Below are 17,065 nucleotides of genomic sequence, written 5' to 3'. Positions count from 1 at the left end.
CTTCTTACTGACACGCATCGACGAAAGGCATTGATGTGATCGCCAACCTGGTACAGCTGGCGGCCGGGGAAGAGCAGAGCCCGCTCGTTCCCCCGGGCCCCGAGCTGCTCGTCGGCACCATCGCCTTCGCCATCGTGTTCTTCTTCTTCTGGAAGAAGCTGCTTCCGAACATCAACAAGGTTCTGGAGGAGCGCCGCGCGGCGATCGAAGGCGGTATCGAAGAGGCCGAGGCCATGAAGACCGAGGCCCAGAGCGTGCTGGAGCAGTACAAGGCCCAGCTCGCCGAGGCCCGGCACGAGGCCGCGCGTCTGCGCCAGGAGGCGCAGGAGCAGGGCGCCGCGCTCATCGCGGAGATGCGTGCGGAAGGCCAGCGGCAGCGCGAGGAGATCGTCGCCGCCGGTCACGCCCAGATCGCGGCCGACCGCAAGGCCGCGGCGTCCTCGCTGCGCCAGGACGTCGGGCAGCTCGCCACCACGCTGGCCGGCAAGCTGGTCGGCGAGTCCCTTGAGGACCACGCCCGGCAGAGCCGCGTCATCGACCGCTTCCTCGACGAGCTCGAGGAGAAGGCCGAGGCCGCCCGATGACAGCTCACGGAGCGAGCCGCGAGGCCCTGGCAGCCGCACGGGAGCGTCTCGACGCGCTGACGGACTCCACGTCCGTGGATGCGGCGCAGCTCGCCGAGGAGCTGGCCGCCGTCACCGCGCTGCTCGACCGCGAGGTGTCGCTGCGTCGGGTCCTGACCGACCCGGCGCAGGCCGGTGAGGCCAAGGCCGAGCTGGCGCAGCGCCTGATCGGCGGCCAGGTCGGCGGCCCGACCGCCGACCTGGTGTCTGGCACGGTGCGCTCCCGCTGGTCGCGGTCCCGCGACCTGGTGGACGCGCTCGAGGAGCTGGCCGACACCGCCGACATCACCGCCGCGCAGCAGGCCGGCGCGCTCGACGACGTCGAGGACGAGCTGTTCCGGTTCGGCCGGATCGTCTCCTCCAGCACCGAGCTGCGCGCCGCGCTGACCGATCGCAGGGCCACCACCTCGGCCAAGAGCGAGCTGCTGCGCAGCCTGCTCGGCGGGCGGGCCAACGCGACGACCGAGCGTCTGGTGACGCGCCTCGTGACGGCGCCGCGGGGACGTAGCCTGGAAGCGGGACTCGAGTCCCTGTCCAAGCTCGCCGCCGACCGCCGGAACCGCATGGTGGCCGTGGTCACCTCGGCCGTGCCGCTGAGCGACGCGCAGAAGCAGCGCCTGGGCGGTGTCCTGGCGAAGCTCTACGGCCGCCAGATGCACCTCAACCTCGACGTGGACCCCGCGGTCCTCGGCGGGATCCGGGTGCAGGTCGGTGACGAGGTGATCAACGGCTCGCTCGCGGACCGTATCGAGGACGCCGGCCGCCGCATGGCGGGCTGACAGCAATTTCATAAGCAGTACGTGTACTTACGGCCCTGGTTGGGCCGTGCAGAGGATTCACCTCTCATTGGGGGGAGTCCCGACTCGTGGAATACCCCCCAAGTGAAACTTCGGGCCCAACAAGGAGAGCAGGGAACCCAGATGGCGGAGCTCACGATCCGGCCGGAGGAGATCCGGGACGCGCTGGAGAACTTCGTCCAGGCGTACAAGCCGGACGCGGCCTCGCGCGAGGAGGTCGGTACGGTCACCGTCGCCGGCGACGGTATCGCGAAGATCGAGGGTCTGCCCTCGGCCATGGCGAACGAGCTGCTGAAGTTCGAGGACGGCTCCCTCGGTCTCGCGCTGAACCTGGAAGAGCGCGAGATCGGTGCCGTCGTACTCGGCGAGTTCAGCGGTATCGAGGAGGGTCAGCCGGTCACCCGTACCGGTGAGGTGCTCTCCGTCGCGGTCGGCGAGGGTTACCTCGGCCGCGTCGTCGACCCGCTCGGCAACCCGATCGACGGCCTCGGCGAGATCGAGACGTCCGGTCGCCGCGCCCTCGAGCTGCAGGCCCCCACGGTCATGCAGCGCAAGTCGGTGCACGAGCCGATGGAGACGGGCTACAAGGCCGTCGACGCCATGACCCCGATCGGCCGTGGTCAGCGTCAGCTGATCATCGGCGACCGCCAGACCGGCAAGACCGCGCTGGCCGTCGACACGATCATCAACCAGCGCGACAACTGGCGCACCGGCGACCCGAAGAAGCAGGTCCGCTGCATCTACGTCGCCATCGGCCAGAAGGGCTCGACCATCGCGTCGGTCCGCCGCGCGCTGGAGGAGAACGGCGCGCTGGAGTACACGACCATCGTCGCCGCCCCGGCGTCCGACCCGGCCGGCTTCAAGTACCTGGCCCCGTACACCGGTTCGGCCATCGGTCAGCAGTGGATGTACGAGGGCAAGCACGTCCTCATCATCTTCGACGACCTGTCGAAGCAGGCCGACGCCTACCGCGCCGTGTCCCTGCTGCTGCGCCGCCCGCCGGGCCGCGAGGCCTACCCGGGTGACGTCTTCTACCTGCACTCCCGTCTGCTGGAGCGCTGCGCCAAGCTCTCCGACGACATGGGCGCCGGTTCGATGACCGGTCTGCCGATCGTCGAGACCAAGGCCAACGACGTCTCGGCGTTCATCCCGACCAACGTCATCTCCATCACCGACGGCCAGTGCTTCCTGGAGTCCGACCTGTTCAACGCCGGTCAGCGGCCGGCCCTGAACGTCGGTATCTCGGTCTCCCGAGTCGGTGGCTCCGCCCAGCACAAGGCCATGCGCCAGGTGTCGGGTCGTCTCCGCGTCGACCTCGCCCAGTTCCGTGAGCTCGAGGCGTTCGCCGCCTTCGGTTCCGACCTGGACGCCGCGTCGAAGGCGCAGCTGGAGCGCGGTCAGCGCATGGTCGAGCTGCTGAAGCAGGCGCAGTACCAGCCGATGGCCACCGAGGACCAGGTCGTCTCCATCTGGGCCGGCACCAACGGCCGTATGGACGACGTGCCGGTCGCCGACATCCGCCGCTTCGAGAAGGAGCTCCTGGAGTACCTGCACCGCAAGGAGCAGGGCCTCATGACCTCCATCAAGGAGGGCGCCAAGATGTCGAACGACACCATCCAGGCGATCGACGACGCCGTCGCGGAGTTCAAGAAGCAGTTCGAGACCTCGGACGGCAAGCTGCTCGGCGAGGACGCTCCGTCCACCGCCAAGTGACGTAAGGAAGGGACCTGACTCATGGGAGCTCAGCTCCGGGTCTACAAGCGTCGCATCCGATCCGTCACCGCGACCAAGAAGATCACCAAGGCGATGGAGATGATCGCCGCCTCGCGTGTCGTCAAGGCGCAGCGCAAGGTGGCGGCCTCCACGCCGTACGCGACCGAGCTCACCCGCGCGGTCACGGCGGTCGGTACCGGTTCGAACACCAAGCACCCGCTGACCACCCAGGCCGAGACGGTCACCCGGTCCGCGGTGCTGCTCCTGACGAGCGACCGCGGTCTCGCCGGTGCCTTCAACTCCAACGCCATCAAGGCCGCGGAGCGGCTGACCGAGCGGCTGGAGCGCGAGGGCAAGCAGGTCGACACGTACATCGTCGGCCGACGCGGTATCGCCCACTACAACTTCCGGGAGCGCAAGATCTCGGAGTCGTGGACGGGCTTCACCGACCAGCCGTCGTACGCGGACGCCAAGAAGGTCGCGGCTCCGTTGATCGAGGCCATCCAGAAGGACACGGCCGACGGCGGCGTGGACGAACTCCACATCGTCTTCACCGAGTTCGTCTCGATGATGACGCAGACGGCGCTGGACGACCGGCTGCTGCCGCTCAGCCTCGACGAGGTCGCGCAGGAGGCGGCGCCCAAGGGCGAGATCCTCCCGCTGTACGACTTCGAGCCCTCGGCGGAGGACGTTCTCGACGCCCTTCTGCCGCGCTACGTGGAGAGCCGGATCTACAACGCGCTGCTCCAGTCGGCCGCTTCGAAGCACGCCGCCACGCGGCGCGCGATGAAGTCGGCCACCGACAACGCCGGAGAGCTCATCGAGACGCTCTCCCGGCTTGCCAACGCGGCCCGCCAGGCCGAAATCACCCAGGAAATCAGCGAGATCGTCGGTGGCGCGAGCGCCCTGGCCGACGCGACCGCGGGGAGTGACAACTAATGACCACCACTGTTGAGACGGCCACGGCGACGGGCCGCGTCGCGCGGGTCATCGGCCCGGTCGTCGACGTGGAGTTCCCCGTCGACGCGATGCCGGAGATCTACAACGCCCTGCACGTCGAGGTCGCCGACCCGGCGAACGCGGGCGAGAAGAAGACGCTGACCCTGGAGGTCGCCCAGCACCTGGGTGACGGCCTGGTCCGCACCATCTCCATGCAGCCCACCGACGGTCTGGTCCGCCAGGCCACGGTCACCGACACCGGCACGGGCATCACCGTCCCGGTCGGCGACTTCACCAAGGGCAAGGTGTTCAACACCCTCGGTGAGGTGCTGAACGTCGACGAGAAGTACGACGGCGAGCGCTGGTCCATCCACCGCAAGGCGCCGAACTTCGACGAGCTCGAGTCGAAGACCGAGATGTTCGAGACCGGCGTCAAGGTCATCGACCTTCTCACCCCGTACGTCAAGGGTGGAAAGATCGGTCTGTTCGGTGGCGCCGGCGTCGGCAAGACGGTGCTCATCCAGGAGATGATCTACCGCGTCGCCAACAACCACGACGGTGTCTCCGTGTTCGCCGGTGTCGGTGAGCGCACCCGTGAGGGCAACGACCTCATCGAGGAGATGTCGGAGTCGGGCGTCATCGACAAGACCGCCCTGGTCTTCGGTCAGATGGACGAGCCCCCGGGCACCCGTCTGCGCGTCGCGCTGGCCGGCCTGACCATGGCCGAGTACTTCCGTGACGTCCAGAAGCAGGACGTGCTGTTCTTCATCGACAACATCTTCCGCTTCACGCAGGCCGGTTCCGAGGTGTCGACCCTGCTCGGCCGTATGCCCTCCGCGGTGGGCTACCAGCCGAACCTGGCCGACGAGATGGGTCTCCTCCAGGAGCGCATCACCTCGACCCGCGGTCACTCGATCACCTCGATGCAGGCGATCTACGTCCCCGCGGACGACCTGACCGACCCGGCCCCGGCCACCACCTTCGCCCACCTCGACGCGACGACGGTTCTGTCCCGTCCGATCTCCGAGAAGGGCATCTACCCGGCCGTGGACCCGCTGGACTCCACGTCCCGCATCCTGGACCCCCGCTACATCGCGCAGGACCACTACGACTGCGCCATGCGCGTCAAGGGGATCCTGCAGAAGTACAAGGACCTCCAGGACATCATCGCGATCCTCGGTATCGACGAGCTCAGCGAGGAGGACAAGCTGGTCGTCCAGCGTGCCCGCCGCGTGGAGCGCTTCCTGTCCCAGAACACCCACGTCGCCAAGCAGTTCACCGGTGTGGACGGCTCGGACGTGCCGCTGGACGAGTCGATCGCCGCGTTCAACGCGATCTGCGACGGTGAGTACGACCACTTCCCCGAGCAGGCGTTCTTCATGTGCGGTGGTCTTGAGGACCTGAAGAAGAACGCGAAGGAGCTGGGCGTCTCCTGAGCCTCGCGCTCTTGGTGAGGGGGCGGGTGCGTCCCGTCCCCTCACGCACGCCTACTAGACTTGTAACCAACACCCGGCAGTCCCGCCGGGTGGTGACCCGAGGAGCCACCCTTGGCTGCTGAGCTGCACGTCGAGCTGGTCGCCGCCGACCGCCAGGTCTGGTCCGGCGAGGCCACCCTGGTCGTCGCGCGCACCACGTCCGGCGACATCGGCGTCATGCCCGGTCACCAGCCGCTGCTCGGTGTGCTGGAATCGGGCCCGGTGACCATCCGTACGAGTGACGGTGGAACGGTCGTCGCCGCGGTGCACGGCGGTTTCATCTCGTTCGCGGACGACAAGCTGTCGCTGCTGGCCGAGATCGCCGAGCTGTCGGACGAGATCGATATCCAGCGCGCGGAGCGGGCGCTGGAGCGCGCCAAGTCGGAGGCGGACGCCTCCGCGCAGCGCCGCGCAGACGTCCGACTGCGGGCGGCGGCGGCGCGCTGACCCCAGCGCGATGCGATGACGTCACTCAGCCGCGGCCGGCACCGGAGCGATCCGGAGCCGGTCGCGGCTGAGGCAGATCTGGATGTTTTTTACGTTCCGTTACCTAGGAGACGAGGAGGTCGGTGCCGATGGTCCTCGCTCTGACTGTGTGCGGAATCATCGTCGTCCTTGTGATGCCCCTCGTCCTCCTCGGCCTGCGCCGCAGGCTCATCCAGCGCTCCGGGGGCACCTTCGACTGCAGCCTGCGCTGGGGCGTGCCCGAGGAGGGCGACCCCAGCAGCAAGGGCTGGGCGTACGGCGTGGCCCGCTACAACGGCGACCGCGTCGAGTGGTTCCGCGTCTTCTCCTACGCCCCGCGCCCGCGCCGTGTCCTGGAGCGTTCCTCGATCGAGGTGGCCGGCCGCCGCATCCCGGAGAGCGACGAGGAGCTGGCCCTCCTGGCGGACCATGTGGTGCTGGTCTGTCTGCACCGGGGGACGCGTCTTGAGCTCGCGATGAGCGAAGACGCGCTGACCGGTTTCCTCGCGTGGCTGGAGGCGGCCCCACCCGGACAGCGGGTGAACGTGGCGTAGCCACGTTCACCCGCTGTGTGGGGGTTCCCCCGGACGAAGCCCGGGGGAGTGTCAATGTCGCCCGGCGCTCTTGCCGGCCCCAGTGCTTACTTGAGCCCGTTGCTGATGGCGCTCACCAGCTCGCCGTTGCTGGTGTCGCCGCTGAACTCCCAGAAGAAGGCGCCGCCGAGGCCCTGGTTCTTGGCCCAGGTCATCTTGGTGCCGATGGTGGCCGGGGTGTCGTAGGACCACCAGTCGGAGCCGCAGTGGGCGTAGGCCGTGCCGGCGATGGTGCCGGTGGCGGGGCAGGAGGTCTTGAGGACCTTGTAGTCCTGGATGCCCGGCTCGGTGCCGGCCGCCGGGCCGGTGGCGGTGCCGCCGGGCGCGGACTGGGTGACGCCGGTCCAGCCGCGGCCGTAGAAGCCGATGCCGAGCAGCAGCTTGGCGGACGGGACGCCCTTGGCCTTGAGCTTGGCGATGGCGGCGGCGGAGGTGAAGCCCTCCTTCGGGATGCCGCTGTACGAGGTGAGCGGCGAGTGCGGGGCGGTGGGGCCGGTCTTGTCCCAGGCGCCGAAGTAGTCGTAGGTCATCACGTTGTACCAGTCGAGGTACTGGGCGGCGCCGCCGTAGTCGGCCGCGTCGATCTTGCCGCCGTCGGTGCCGTCCGCGGTGATGGCGGCGGTGACCAGGTAGTCCTTGCCGAACTCGGCGCGCAGGGCCTGGGAGAGCGTCCTGAAGGCCGCGAAGCCGGACGTGTCGCAGGTCAGGCCGCAGGCGTTCGGGTACTCCCAGTCGATGTCGATGCCGTCGAAGACGTCGGCCCAGCGCGGGTCCTCCACGACGGCCTTGCAGGACTTGGCGAACGCCGCGGCGTTCTGCGCGGCCTGGCCGAAGCCGCCGGAGTAGGTCCAGCCGCCGAAGGAGTACAGCACCTTGATGTGCGGGTACTTCGCCTTGAGCTGGCGGAGCTGGTTGAAGTTGCCGCGCAGCGGCTGGTCCCAGGTGTCGGCGGTGCCGCTGACGGACTGGTCGGCGGTGTAGGACTTCTCGTACGCGGCGAAGGTGTCGTCGACGGTGCACTGACCGTTCTTGACGTTGCCGAACGAGTAGTTGATGTGGGTGATCTTGGCGGCCGAGCCGGACGTCACCAGGTTCTTGACGTGGTAGTTGCGGCCGTAGATGCCCCACTCGGTGAAGTAGCCGAGGTTGATCTTCGCGCCGGGCTGCGGGCCGGGGCCGGTGCCGCCGCCGGTGGTGCGGACCTTGACGGAGCCGCTGACCGGGCCGGTCTGGTCGGCGGTGTCACGGGCCTGGACGCTGTAGGAGTAGTCGGTGCCGGCGGTCAGACCGCTGTCCGTGTACGAGGTGGTGGTGACGGTGGCGACCTTGGAGCCGTCGCGCAGCACGTCGTAGTTCTTGACGCCCTTGTCGTCGGTGGCCGCGGCCCAGCTGAGCTTCACCGAGGTGTCGGTGACGCCGGAGGCGGTGGGGGTGCCGGGGGCGGAGGGTGCCGCGTCACCGGGGACCGTGCCGCCGCCGTCGCAGCTGCCGCCGTTGAGCTTGCAGTTGGCGGGGGAGCCGGAGCCGGAGCCGTTGAAGCCGAAGGATATGGAGGCGCCGGGGGCGAGGGAGCCGTTCCAGGACTTGTTCTTGGCGGTCCAGTGGTTGCCGGACGAGGTGACGTCGGCGTCCCAGGCGGAGGTGACGGAGGTGCCGGAGGGGAAGTCCCACTCGACGGTCCAGGAGCTGATGCTGGTGGTGCCGGTGTTCTTCACCGTCCACTTGCCCTCGAAGCCGGAGCCCCAGTCCTGGGTCTTGGCGTAGGTGGCGGTGGCGGAGGTGGCCGCCTGGGCGGGACTGGCGAGTCCGACCAGTCCGGCGAAGGGGAGCGCCAGGGTCGCGAGTCCCGCGGCGACTCTGTGTCTGAAGCGCACGATGCGCCTCCTTATGGGGTTGTCGGGGGCATGACTGAGCCATCAGGCCCGCAGTGCCGCGAGAATAGAAAGGTCTGGACCAGAGGTCAATAGGTCTGGACCAGTGTCGTTGTTGTCCCGCTAGATCCCCAACTCCTGTGCCAGCACGGCCGCTTGCACCCGGCTGCGCAGCCCCAGCTTGCCCAGCAGGCGGCTGACGTGCGTCTTCACCGTCGCCTCGGCCATGTCGAGGCGGGCCGCGACGGCCGCGTTGGACAGTCCCTCGCCGAGGCAGGACAGCACCTCCCGCTCACGCCGGGTGAGATCCTCCAGTACGGCCGGATCGGCCCGCGTCCCCCGCACCGGCCTCGCCGCGAACTCGGCGATCAGCCGCCGGGTGACGGCCGGGGCGACGACGCCCTCGCCCCGGGCGACCGTGCGCACCGCCTCGATGAGGTCACGCGCCTCGGCGTTCTTCAGCAGGAAACCCGCCGCGCCCGCCCGCAGCGCCCCGAAGACGTACTCGTCCAGGTCGAACGTGGTCAGCACCAGCACGTCGGCCAGCGACTCCGCGACGATCCGCCGGGTCGCCGACACCCCGTCCAGGCGCGGCATCTGCACGTCCATCAGCACCACGTCCGGGCGCAGCGCGCGGGCCAGCGCCACCGCCTGCTCGCCGTCCGCCGCCTCGCCGGTCACCTCGATGTCGGGGGCACTGCGCAGAATCAGGACGAGGCCGGCGCGTACGGCGGACTGGTCCTCGGCGACGAGGACGCGGATCATACGGGGTCTCCTTCGGTGAGGGGCAGGGTGGCGCGTACGGTCCACAGCGTGCCGTCGGGCCCCGCGGTGAACGTGCCGCCGAGCAGCGCGGCCCGCTCCCGCATGCCGACCAGTCCGGCACCGGAGCCGGGCGCGCGCGGGCCGTCGCGGTCGCCGTAGGGGCTCGTGACGCGGACGTCGAGCACGCCGTCGTCCTGCCGCAGCAGGACGTGCACGGGCCCGGACGCGGCGTGCTTGAGCGCGTTGGTCAGCGACTCCTGCACGATCCGGTACGCGGCCAGTTCGACCGGCGCGGGCACCGTGCCGTGTTCGGCGCGGAGGGTCACCTCCAGGCCGTTGGCGCGGGCGCCCGCCACCAGCGCGCCGAGCCCGTGCAGGGTGGGTGTGGCCGCCGGTTCGCGGTCGGCGGCGCCGTCGCGCAGGATGCCGATCAGCCGGCGCATCTCGTCCAGTCCCGCCACGCTGTTCTCGCGGATCACCGTGAGCGCCTGCCGCGAGGTGCCGGGGTCGTCCAGGGACAGCGCGGCCGTGGAGTGGATGGCGATCGCGGAGAGGTGGTTGGCGACCATGTCGTGCAGCTCGCGGGCCATGCGGGCGCGTTCCGCGGTCACCGCCTGCACGCGGTCCGTCTCGGCCAGCAGCGCGGTCTGCTCGGCCCGCAGCCGCGCGGCGTCGGCGGCCTCCCGGTGGTTGCGGACGATCAGCCCGGTCGAGGCGGGCGCGAACGCCACCACGCCGACGGCCACGCCGATCAGCAGCGCCTCCGGCTCCCGCCACGCCGCGTACGGGACGACGGTCGCGACGACGGTGAGCAGCCCGGTGACGCGCGGGATGCGGCGGGCGGAGGCGGGGGTGCCGTACAGGACGGCGGCGTACATGAGGTCGGTGTACATCACCAGCGTGGCCAGGTTGCCCTGCGTCATGAGGTCGGCGGCGACGGCGGCGGTGCCGGCCAGCAGGGCGGTGCGCGGGGCGGCCCGGCGCAGCAGCGCGCAGCCGGTCGTGACCGCGAGCGGCAGCAGGATCGGCCAGCGGCCCGGCCACATCACGGTCGCCTCGCCGGCCGGACGCATGGCCAGTCCGAGGCCCCACAGCGCCAGCCCGCCGAGCAGACCGGCCAGCGCGGCCCACACGTCGAAGCGGTGCGGGCGGGGGAGTCGTACGGCCATTGCACCATCCAACACGCGCCGGGCGCCCGGCGCCTGATCCTCGCGGACGGTCCCCCACTACATCGAAGGATGCACGCGTGGGCCGTCGTGTCTCGTCACCGGTGACGACGATTTCCCTGCGCCCCGGCGGGAGCCTGGAGGGGTGACCGAAGGGAGCGAGTCGTGATCGTCGGGTTGATCATCGCCTGTGAGGTGGCCTTCTGGGTGCTGCTGGCGGCCGGGCTGGCCTTCCGCTACGCGCTGCGGATGCCGCGAGTCGGCCTGGCGCTGCTGCTGTGCGAGCCGCTGCTGGAGGTCGTGCTGTTCACGGTGACGGCGATCGACCTCAAGAACGGCGCGGAGCCCGACTGGAAGCACGGCCTGGCGGCCGTCTACATCGGCTTCACGGTCGGGCTCGGGCACGCCACGATCAAGTGGGCGGACGCCAGGGTGGCGCACCGCTTCGCGGGCGGCCCGCCTCCGGTCAGGCCGCCGAAGTACGGCATGGCCCGCGCCGCCCACGAGTGGCGGACGGCTGGACGCTGGATTGTGGCGGCGGTCGTTGCGGCGGCCCTGCTCCAGGCGGCCGTCTGGTACGTCGGCGACGACGGCGAGACGAGCACGCTGCGGGCGTGGCAGTCGAAGATGCTGCTGGTGATCGGCGTCAACGTGCTCATCGCCGGCAGCTACACCCTGTTCCCGAAGCGGGAACCGGCCGGCTCCCGCTAGCGCTCACCACCCGGCACCCACAGCACGTCCCCGACCTCCTTGTTGGCCGTGCGGGCCAGGATGAACAACAGGTCGGAGAGGCGGTTGAGGTAGGTGGCGGTGAGCGGGTTCATGGTCTCGCCGTGCACCTCCAGGGCGGCCCAGGTGGACCGCTCGGCCCGCCGGACGACCGTGCAGGCCTGGTGCAGCAGCGCCGCGCCCGCCGTGCCGCCCGGCAGGATGAAGGACCGCAGCTTCTCCAGCCGCTCGTTGAAGCGGTCGCAGTCCGCCTCCAGCCGGTCGACGTAGAACTGCTCGACCCGCAGCGGCGGGTACTCCGGGTTCTCGGCCACCGGCGTCGACAGGTCCGCGCCCACGTCGAACAGGTCGTTCTGGACGCGGACGAGGACCTTGACGACCTCCTCCTCCAGGCCGCCCAGCGCGATCGCCGTGCCGATCACCGCGTTCGCCTCGTTGGCGTCGGCGTACGCGGCGATCCGCAGGTCGGTCTTGGCGACCCGGCTCATGTCGCCGAGGGCGGTGGTGCCCTGGTCGCCGGTCCTGGTGTAGATGCGCGTCAGATTGACCATGGGGCCAGCGTAGTTACGCTCCGGCCGTTCGGACCACGCGTGTGCCCACTGTCACGGCCGGGCCCTACGCCCCCGGCGTCTCGTGCAGTACGAAGAACAGCCCCCGCACGCGCGTGCCGTCCGGCTGCTCCCACACCCCCGCGACATGGCCCGCCGCCCCCAGCTCGGCGAGCGGAGTGCCGTCCGGGGCGGGCCGCAGGGTGCGCAGCACGCGCAGTGTCGTGCCGTCCGGCGCGGACAGCTCCGTGTGCTCCTCGGTGTCGGTGACGGCGGTGAACTCCGCCGGGACCGGGCCCTCACCGGCGTACGCCCGCGTGACCTCCCGGTCGGCCGTGTCCGTGAGACTCTGCGCCTGCGCCTCTGCCCGCCCCTCGATCAGCGCCGCCAACTCCGCCGCCAGCACCGGGTCGTGGCAGCCGTCGTACACCCACCTCGTGCCCAGCACGCCGTGTTCGGAAGTGCCGATGAGGGCGTGCTCCGCCCCGTCGAGCGGCGCGCCCCGGTAGGTGAGCGGCACCAGGTAGGTGACCGGCTCCGCCCCGGAGGCGTCGGTGACGACCATGAACTCGATGCCGACCTCCCCCTCCGGGTCGTCCAGCCGGAACCCCCCGGCCTTGTCCGGCCGGGGCTCGTCGCCGCCCCCGTGGTACCAGGGGCGCGAGGGCAGCCAGGCCGTCAGCAGTTCCAGCTTGGTCGGCTTCATGGTGGTGCGGTGGATCACGGCCATTCGAGGATTCTCCTACGCGAGATCACTGTCTGTGGTCATCATGGTGCCGTGGTACGACTACGTCACGCCGCGGCCGCCGCAACGCGTAGGCGATGAAGAAGCTGGGCGCGCTGCTCGCCCACCACCGGGAGGCGGCGGGGCCCAACGGCCGCCGCCGGAACGGGTGTTCGTCGCGGAGGACCGGATCGCGTCGATCGAGCGGGGGGCGGCGCCCGCTCACGTCCGGCCCCGGCCGCGCAGCCGATCCGGGTGAGGTGGGCATCCTCACTCGGTCTCCCTCGCCGCCGCCGATGTGAAGTCCGTCATGTGAGACGTGACGCGCGTTACTAAGCCGTCACACGGAGGCTCACTGGCGCTAATGTCCGGCCGAGAGGCAGTAGGACAGCGCGTATCAGGGGAGTCGCAGTGGCAGGGAAGCTCGCCGTCATCGGGGCCGGACTCATGGGTTCCGGCATCGCCCAGGTCTCCGCACAGGCGGGCTGGGACGTCGTTCTGCGCGACGTCACCGACGAGGCGCTGACGCGCGGTACGGACGGCATCAAGGTGTCGTACGACAAGTTCGTCGCCAAGGGCAAGATGGAGGCGCACGACGCCGACGCCGCCCTCGGGCGCATCACCGCCACGACCGACCTGGACGCCGTCGCCGACGCCGACATCGTCGTGGAGGCCGTCTTCGAGAAGCTGGACGTCAAGCACGAGATCTTCCGGGCGCTCGACAAGATCGCCCGCGAGGACGCCGTACTGGCCTCCAACACCTCCGCCATCCCGATCACCAAGATCGCGGCCGTGACGGAGCGCCCCGAGCGCGTCGTCGGCACGCACTTCTTCTCGCCGGTCCCGATGATGCGGCTCTGCGAGCTCGTCCGCGGGTACAAGACGAGCGACGAAACCCTCGCCACCGCGCGGGAGTTCGCCGAGTCCGTCGGCAAGACCTGCATCGTCGTCAACCGTGACGTCGCCGGTTTCGTGACCACCCGTCTCATCAGCGCCCTCGTGGTCGAGGCCGCCAAGCTGTACGAGTCGGGCGTCGCCAGCGCCGAGGACATCGACATCGCCTGCAAGCTGGGCTTCGGCCACGCGATGGGCCCGCTCGCCACGGCGGACCTGACCGGCGTCGACATCCTGCTGCACGCCACCAGCAACATCTACACCGAGTCCCAGGACGAGAAGTTCGCCCCGCCGGAGCTGATGCGCCGGATGGTTGACGCCGGTGACATCGGCCGCAAGAGCGGGCAGGGCTTTTACAAGCACTGACGTCTCGTCAAGCGCGGATGCCGGAGAAACCCCCGGAAAATCACACCCGAGGGTGAATTCGGTATCGGTTCGCTTACAGACGGCAACCTCTGGCCGGTTCCTGCCGTCAGAGGTTGCATCACCGGCACCACACTGGGACCCACATCCGCGGAGCACGAGACGCACGCACGGGGAGCGCATATGCACATCAGGGGCGACCACGCCGAGCTGGTCGTCGGGGGCCGCCTCGACGTCCGCAGCGCGGCGGACGCCCGAACGGTCCTGCACTCGGCCGTCGACGACGGAGTCGGCGATCTCGTGCTGGATCTGTCCGAGCTGGACTCCTGGGACGCCACCGGACTCGGCGTGATCATGGGGGTCCACCGGCGCGCCGGCCGGTGCGGCCGACGGCTCGTGCTGCGCGGCGTACCGCCGCAGATGCAGCGCCTGCTGGTGGCCACCCGTCTGCACCGGATCCTGGCCATCGAGGGCGGCCTCGCCGTGGAGTCCCTGCCCCGGGTGTGACACCCGAAGGGGTGTGAAGGCGGCGACCGGGGAGACCCGGACGAGTGTCGGCGAAACGTACGTCGGGGCCAATCCTCACGAGACCGTGATGTCTCGGGCGACGCGGGACCCCGGGCTGTCGCAGATGCTGAGCGAAGGATTAGGGTTCGGCTGCCCGCTGCCTTGCAACCCTACGAGCGGGCCCGGACCAGAAGCGACAGCGCGGTGTGCGGCAAGGCCGGGAGGGGCTACCAGCACACGACGCTTTTGGGGGGCTTGGACCTATGGACCCGAACAACCGGGGACCTGAGGCGCACGGCCATGACGGTGCCGGCCACGGGCCGCGCCAGCGCCCGCCCAGGGAAACCCTCACACCCGAGTTCGCCCAGCACGCACCCGCGCTCGCCCGCACGGTGCGAGTCGTCGCGGGCGAGCACCTGCTCACCGTCAACCCCGTCGACGGCAGCGAGATAGCGATCTGTCCGCCCGGGGAACGGCCCGGCCGGCCGCAGAAGTACGGCGCCGCCGAGCGCGCGGACATCGACCGTGCCGCCCGGCCGCCCGTGCCGCCGGGCCCGCCGCAGCCCGCGCTGCCGCTCCTCCAGCGCCAGGACGAACGCGAACACCTCGTCCGCCTCCTCGCCCGCGGCCGTTCCGTACGCCTCACCGGGCCCGCGGGCTCCGGCCGCACCCGCCTCCTCGACGTCGTCGCCGAGGACTGCGCGGACCTCGCCCCCGACGGCGTCGTACGCCTCAGCGGCTTCCACCGCACCGCGGACGAACTGCTCCACGACCTCTTCCACGCCGTCCACCACGCGCGTCTGCACCGCCCGGAACGAGACGAACTGCTCGCCTGCGTCCGCGACATCGGCGTCGTCGTCCTCCTCGACGACATCGAGTTCGGCGGCGAAGGGCTCGACGCGCTGCTGGAGGCCACCCCCGAGTGCGCCTTCCTGATGTCGGCCACGCCGGACGTGCCCGCCCCGTCCGCCGAGTCCGGCGTCGAGGAGGTCGCCCTCACCGGTCTCGAACGGGCCGCTGGGCTGGACCTGCTGGAGCGCGTCGTCGGACGCGAACTCACCGAGGACGAGTCCAACTGGGCCGGCGACCTCTGGTTCGAGTCCGAGGGCCTGCCGCTGCGCTTCGTGCAGGCCGGTGCCCTGCTGCGGCAGCGCGACCGGCTGCGCGCCGGCAGCTCCGCCGTGGACGAGTACGGCGTCTTCGAGGACTCCCCGCCCGACGACATGCACGTCTGGCCGGGAACGGGCGACGAGATCCTCCTGCCGTCGCTCGGCGAGGCCGCCGCTCCCGCGCCGCTGCTCGCCTCCCGGCTGAGCGGCTCCGCGCGCGCCGCGCTGCGGTTCGCCGTCGCCCTCGGCGGCGAGGTGCCCCACCCGGCCCATCTGCCCGCCCTCGTGGGCGACACCCACGCCGACGCCGCGCTCGGCGAGCTGACCGCCTGCGGTCTGGTCTCCCCGGTCGGCTCCCGCTACCGGCTCGCCGCCGGTGTGCAGGCCCAGCTGGAGGCCGCCGGGTTCGCCGACGACGTCGAGCACCGGGCCGCCGCGGTCGCCCAGCACTACGCCTGGTGGGCCGGACACCCCTCCGTCACGCCCGAGCGCGTGTGCGTGGAGGCCGACGCGATCCTCGCCGCGCTCGCCGTTCTCGCGCCGCTCACCACGGCCTCCGGCGCGGCGTCCGGCGAGGACGACGACGGGGACGAGGGGCACATCGCCGTCCAGCTGGCCCGCACCTCGGCGCCCGCGTTCGCGGCGGGACTGCACTGGGCCGCCTGGGAACGGGCGCTGCGGTCCGGCGCCGAGGCCGCCCGGCTCGCCGGTGACGTCGCCGAACAGGCCTACTTCCACCACGAACTCGGCATCCACGCGCTGTGCGGCGGACAGTACGACCGGGCCCGCGCCGAACTGGAGGCGTCCATCGGGCTGCGCGGCGCCCTCTCCGACAAGCGCGGCACCGTCGCCGGGCGGCGCGCCCTCGCCCTCGTCGCCGACCGTTCCGGCAGCCCCGGCCTCGCGCTCACCGCGGGGGAGGGGGCGCCGGACGCGCCGCACGACGAGTCGGAGTCGCCCGCGTGTGGTGTGCCGACGGCCTTCCCGCCGCTCAAGCCGCCCGCCGGCGTCGTGCCGACCGCCGTCGCCCGGAACGCGTCGAGGGGAGCCGCCGCGTCCCGCAGGACACGCGGCGGCATCAGGGCCTACGCCCGGCGCAACGTCGTCGCGGGCGGGGCGGGCGCGCTGCTCGTCGCCGTGCTCGGGACGGTGGTGACGCTGGGCGCCACGTCCGGGAACGACGGGGAGAACCCGTCCGACAACGTGGGCGTCAACCCGTCCGCCAGCCAGGGCATCGGCGACGGCAACCTGGCGGACACGCCGGAGAACGCCGGGGACGCCGAGGACACCGGGAAGGCGACCAGCCGGCCGACGGAGCCGGGGCCCGACGGGACGCTGGGCACGTCCGACGACCCCACGCCGTCGGCGTCGTCCTCGGACGAGCCGTCGGACAGGCCGAGCGGGACGCGGAGCCCGAGCAAGACGGACACGCCGTCCAAGTCGCCGACGAGCCGTCCGACGAAGTCCCCGACGCCTACGAGGTCTTCGACACCGTCGCCGACCCCGACGAAGCCGACGGAGACTCCCACGGAGAGTCCTACGCCGACCGAGTCCGAGACGTCCACCAGTCCGTCCACGACCGACTCGGCGAGCGCGTCCAGCAGCAGCAGTGCCGGCGCCAGTGAGTCGAGCAGCCCGCCGCCGCTGATCTGAGCGTCACGGGGTGGGCGCCGCCCGGTGCCCGGGGTGCAGCCGGGGCCGGGCCGCTGGGCGGGGGCGCTGGGCGGGGGGCGCTGCCCACCCGTGCCGCCCCGGGCGGCCACGTGTGCCCGCGGCCACGGCGC

16 protein-coding genes are annotated in these 17,065 nt (G+C 71.0%); 11 read left to right on the top strand and 5 right to left on the bottom strand.

The window, feature by feature from the left end:
- The first annotated feature begins 35 nt into the window (after positions 1-35).
- The 7 genes from QC282_RS07720 to QC282_RS07690 all read left to right on the top strand — a co-directional run bounded on the left by QC282_RS07720 (position 36) and on the right by QC282_RS07690 (position 6,566).
- Entirely contained in the window at positions 36-584 is a 549-nt protein-coding gene (locus tag QC282_RS07720; protein ID WP_279548481.1) for a F0F1 ATP synthase subunit B, read from the top strand.
- Complete coding sequence (locus QC282_RS07715) at positions 581-1,402, top strand: F0F1 ATP synthase subunit delta (protein WP_279548480.1); 822 nt, start codon at positions 581-583, stop codon at positions 1,400-1,402. The genes QC282_RS07720 and QC282_RS07715 overlap by 4 nt, the downstream gene beginning before the upstream one ends.
- Positions 1,403-1,543: 141 nt before the next feature.
- Complete coding sequence (gene atpA, locus QC282_RS07710; protein ID WP_279548479.1) at positions 1,544-3,133, top strand: F0F1 ATP synthase subunit alpha; 1,590 nt, start codon at positions 1,544-1,546, stop codon at positions 3,131-3,133.
- Positions 3,134-3,154: 21 nt separating this feature from the next.
- A complete protein-coding gene (locus tag QC282_RS07705; RefSeq protein ID WP_279548478.1) occupies positions 3,155-4,072 on the top strand; it encodes a F0F1 ATP synthase subunit gamma in 918 nt (305 codons plus the stop codon).
- Positions 4,072-5,508: a F0F1 ATP synthase subunit beta gene (gene atpD, locus QC282_RS07700; protein WP_279548477.1), complete on the top strand. Its 1,437-nt coding sequence runs from the start codon at positions 4,072-4,074 to the stop codon at positions 5,506-5,508. Before QC282_RS07705 ends, atpD begins: the two co-directional genes overlap by 1 nt.
- A 111-nt stretch (positions 5,509-5,619) precedes the next feature.
- Positions 5,620-5,994, top strand: coding sequence for a F0F1 ATP synthase subunit epsilon (locus QC282_RS07695; RefSeq protein ID WP_279548476.1), 375 nt, complete (start codon positions 5,620-5,622; stop codon positions 5,992-5,994).
- Positions 5,995-6,122: 128 nt separating this feature from the next.
- Positions 6,123-6,566, top strand: a complete 444-nt coding sequence (locus tag QC282_RS07690; RefSeq protein WP_279548475.1) for a DUF2550 domain-containing protein — start codon at positions 6,123-6,125, stop codon at positions 6,564-6,566.
- Positions 6,567-6,652: 86 nt separating this feature from the next.
- Here the strand turns inward: QC282_RS07690 and QC282_RS07685 are convergent, their stop codons facing one another.
- The 3 genes from QC282_RS07685 to QC282_RS07675 form a co-directional block, all read right to left on the bottom strand.
- The gene (locus tag QC282_RS07685) at positions 6,653-8,479 is read right to left on the bottom strand and encodes a glycoside hydrolase family 18 chitinase (protein ID WP_279548474.1); all 1,827 of its coding nucleotides are present in this window, start codon (positions 8,477-8,479) and stop codon (positions 6,653-6,655) included.
- 120 nt (positions 8,480-8,599) lie between these two features.
- A complete protein-coding gene (locus QC282_RS07680; RefSeq protein ID WP_279548473.1) occupies positions 8,600-9,241 on the bottom strand; it encodes a response regulator transcription factor in 642 nt (213 codons plus the stop codon).
- The gene (locus tag QC282_RS07675; protein WP_279548472.1) at positions 9,238-10,410 is read right to left on the bottom strand and encodes a sensor histidine kinase; all 1,173 of its coding nucleotides are present in this window, start codon (positions 10,408-10,410) and stop codon (positions 9,238-9,240) included. Before QC282_RS07675 ends, QC282_RS07680 begins: the two co-directional genes overlap by 4 nt.
- A 162-nt stretch (positions 10,411-10,572) precedes the next feature.
- Between QC282_RS07675 and QC282_RS07670 the strand changes: the two genes are divergently transcribed.
- Positions 10,573-11,118: a hypothetical protein gene (locus QC282_RS07670; RefSeq protein ID WP_279548471.1), complete on the top strand. Its 546-nt coding sequence runs from the start codon at positions 10,573-10,575 to the stop codon at positions 11,116-11,118.
- Here QC282_RS07670 and QC282_RS07665 read toward each other — a convergent pair.
- On the bottom strand, positions 11,115-11,687 hold the full coding sequence (locus QC282_RS07665) for a cob(I)yrinic acid a,c-diamide adenosyltransferase (protein ID WP_279548470.1): 573 nt from the start codon (positions 11,685-11,687) through the stop codon (positions 11,115-11,117). The genes QC282_RS07670 and QC282_RS07665 overlap by 4 nt on opposite strands.
- Before the next feature lie 64 nt (positions 11,688-11,751).
- Positions 11,752-12,414, bottom strand: coding sequence for a 1,4-alpha-glucan branching protein (locus QC282_RS07660; protein ID WP_279548469.1), 663 nt, complete (start codon positions 12,412-12,414; stop codon positions 11,752-11,754).
- Positions 12,415-12,819: 405 nt separating this feature from the next.
- Between QC282_RS07660 and QC282_RS07655 the strand changes: the two genes are divergently transcribed.
- The 3 genes from QC282_RS07655 (at position 12,820) to QC282_RS07645 (ending at position 16,934) form a co-directional block, all read left to right on the top strand.
- Positions 12,820-13,668 carry a 3-hydroxyacyl-CoA dehydrogenase family protein gene (locus tag QC282_RS07655; protein ID WP_279548468.1) on the top strand — a complete coding sequence of 283 codons (849 nt, stop codon included), beginning with the start codon at positions 12,820-12,822 and terminating at the stop codon, positions 13,666-13,668.
- 180 nt (positions 13,669-13,848) lie between these two features.
- Positions 13,849-14,172, top strand: coding sequence for an STAS domain-containing protein (locus QC282_RS07650; RefSeq protein ID WP_205385895.1), 324 nt, complete (start codon positions 13,849-13,851; stop codon positions 14,170-14,172).
- A 263-nt stretch (positions 14,173-14,435) separates the two neighbouring features.
- Positions 14,436-16,934: an ATP-binding protein gene (locus QC282_RS07645; protein WP_279548467.1), complete on the top strand. Its 2,499-nt coding sequence runs from the start codon at positions 14,436-14,438 to the stop codon at positions 16,932-16,934.
- Positions 16,935-17,065: the final 131 nt, after the last annotated feature.

This window comes from Streptomyces sp. DH24, from assembly GCF_029813775.1.
Taxonomy (GTDB): domain Bacteria; phylum Actinomycetota; class Actinomycetes; order Streptomycetales; family Streptomycetaceae; genus Streptomyces.
Note: the sequence above shows the minus strand (reverse complement) of the source record. Positions and strands in the feature narration are given on the sequence as shown.

What these genes read in the sequence shown, in the direction of transcription:
- atpA (WP_279548479.1), top strand. Translation starts at nt 1,544, where the DNA reads ATGGCGGAGCTCACGATCCGGCCGGAGGAGATCCGGGACGCGCTGGAG.
- QC282_RS07645 (WP_279548467.1), top strand. Translation starts at nt 14,436, where the DNA reads ATGGACCCGAACAACCGGGGACCTGAGGCGCACGGCCATGACGGTGCC.
- QC282_RS07690 (WP_279548475.1), top strand. Translation starts at nt 6,123, where the DNA reads ATGGTCCTCGCTCTGACTGTGTGCGGAATCATCGTCGTCCTTGTGATG.
- QC282_RS07665 (WP_279548470.1), bottom strand. Translation starts at nt 11,687, where the DNA reads ATGGTCAATCTGACGCGCATCTACACCAGGACCGGCGACCAGGGCACC.
- atpD (WP_279548477.1), top strand. Translation starts at nt 4,072, where the DNA reads ATGACCACCACTGTTGAGACGGCCACGGCGACGGGCCGCGTCGCGCGG.
- QC282_RS07675 (WP_279548472.1), bottom strand. Translation starts at nt 10,410, where the DNA reads ATGGCCGTACGACTCCCCCGCCCGCACCGCTTCGACGTGTGGGCCGCG.
- QC282_RS07715 (WP_279548480.1), top strand. Translation starts at nt 581, where the DNA reads ATGACAGCTCACGGAGCGAGCCGCGAGGCCCTGGCAGCCGCACGGGAG.
- QC282_RS07650 (WP_205385895.1), top strand. Translation starts at nt 13,849, where the DNA reads ATGCACATCAGGGGCGACCACGCCGAGCTGGTCGTCGGGGGCCGCCTC.
- QC282_RS07680 (WP_279548473.1), bottom strand. Translation starts at nt 9,241, where the DNA reads ATGATCCGCGTCCTCGTCGCCGAGGACCAGTCCGCCGTACGCGCCGGC.
- QC282_RS07705 (WP_279548478.1), top strand. Translation starts at nt 3,155, where the DNA reads ATGGGAGCTCAGCTCCGGGTCTACAAGCGTCGCATCCGATCCGTCACC.
- QC282_RS07660 (WP_279548469.1), bottom strand. Translation starts at nt 12,414, where the DNA reads ATGGCCGTGATCCACCGCACCACCATGAAGCCGACCAAGCTGGAACTG.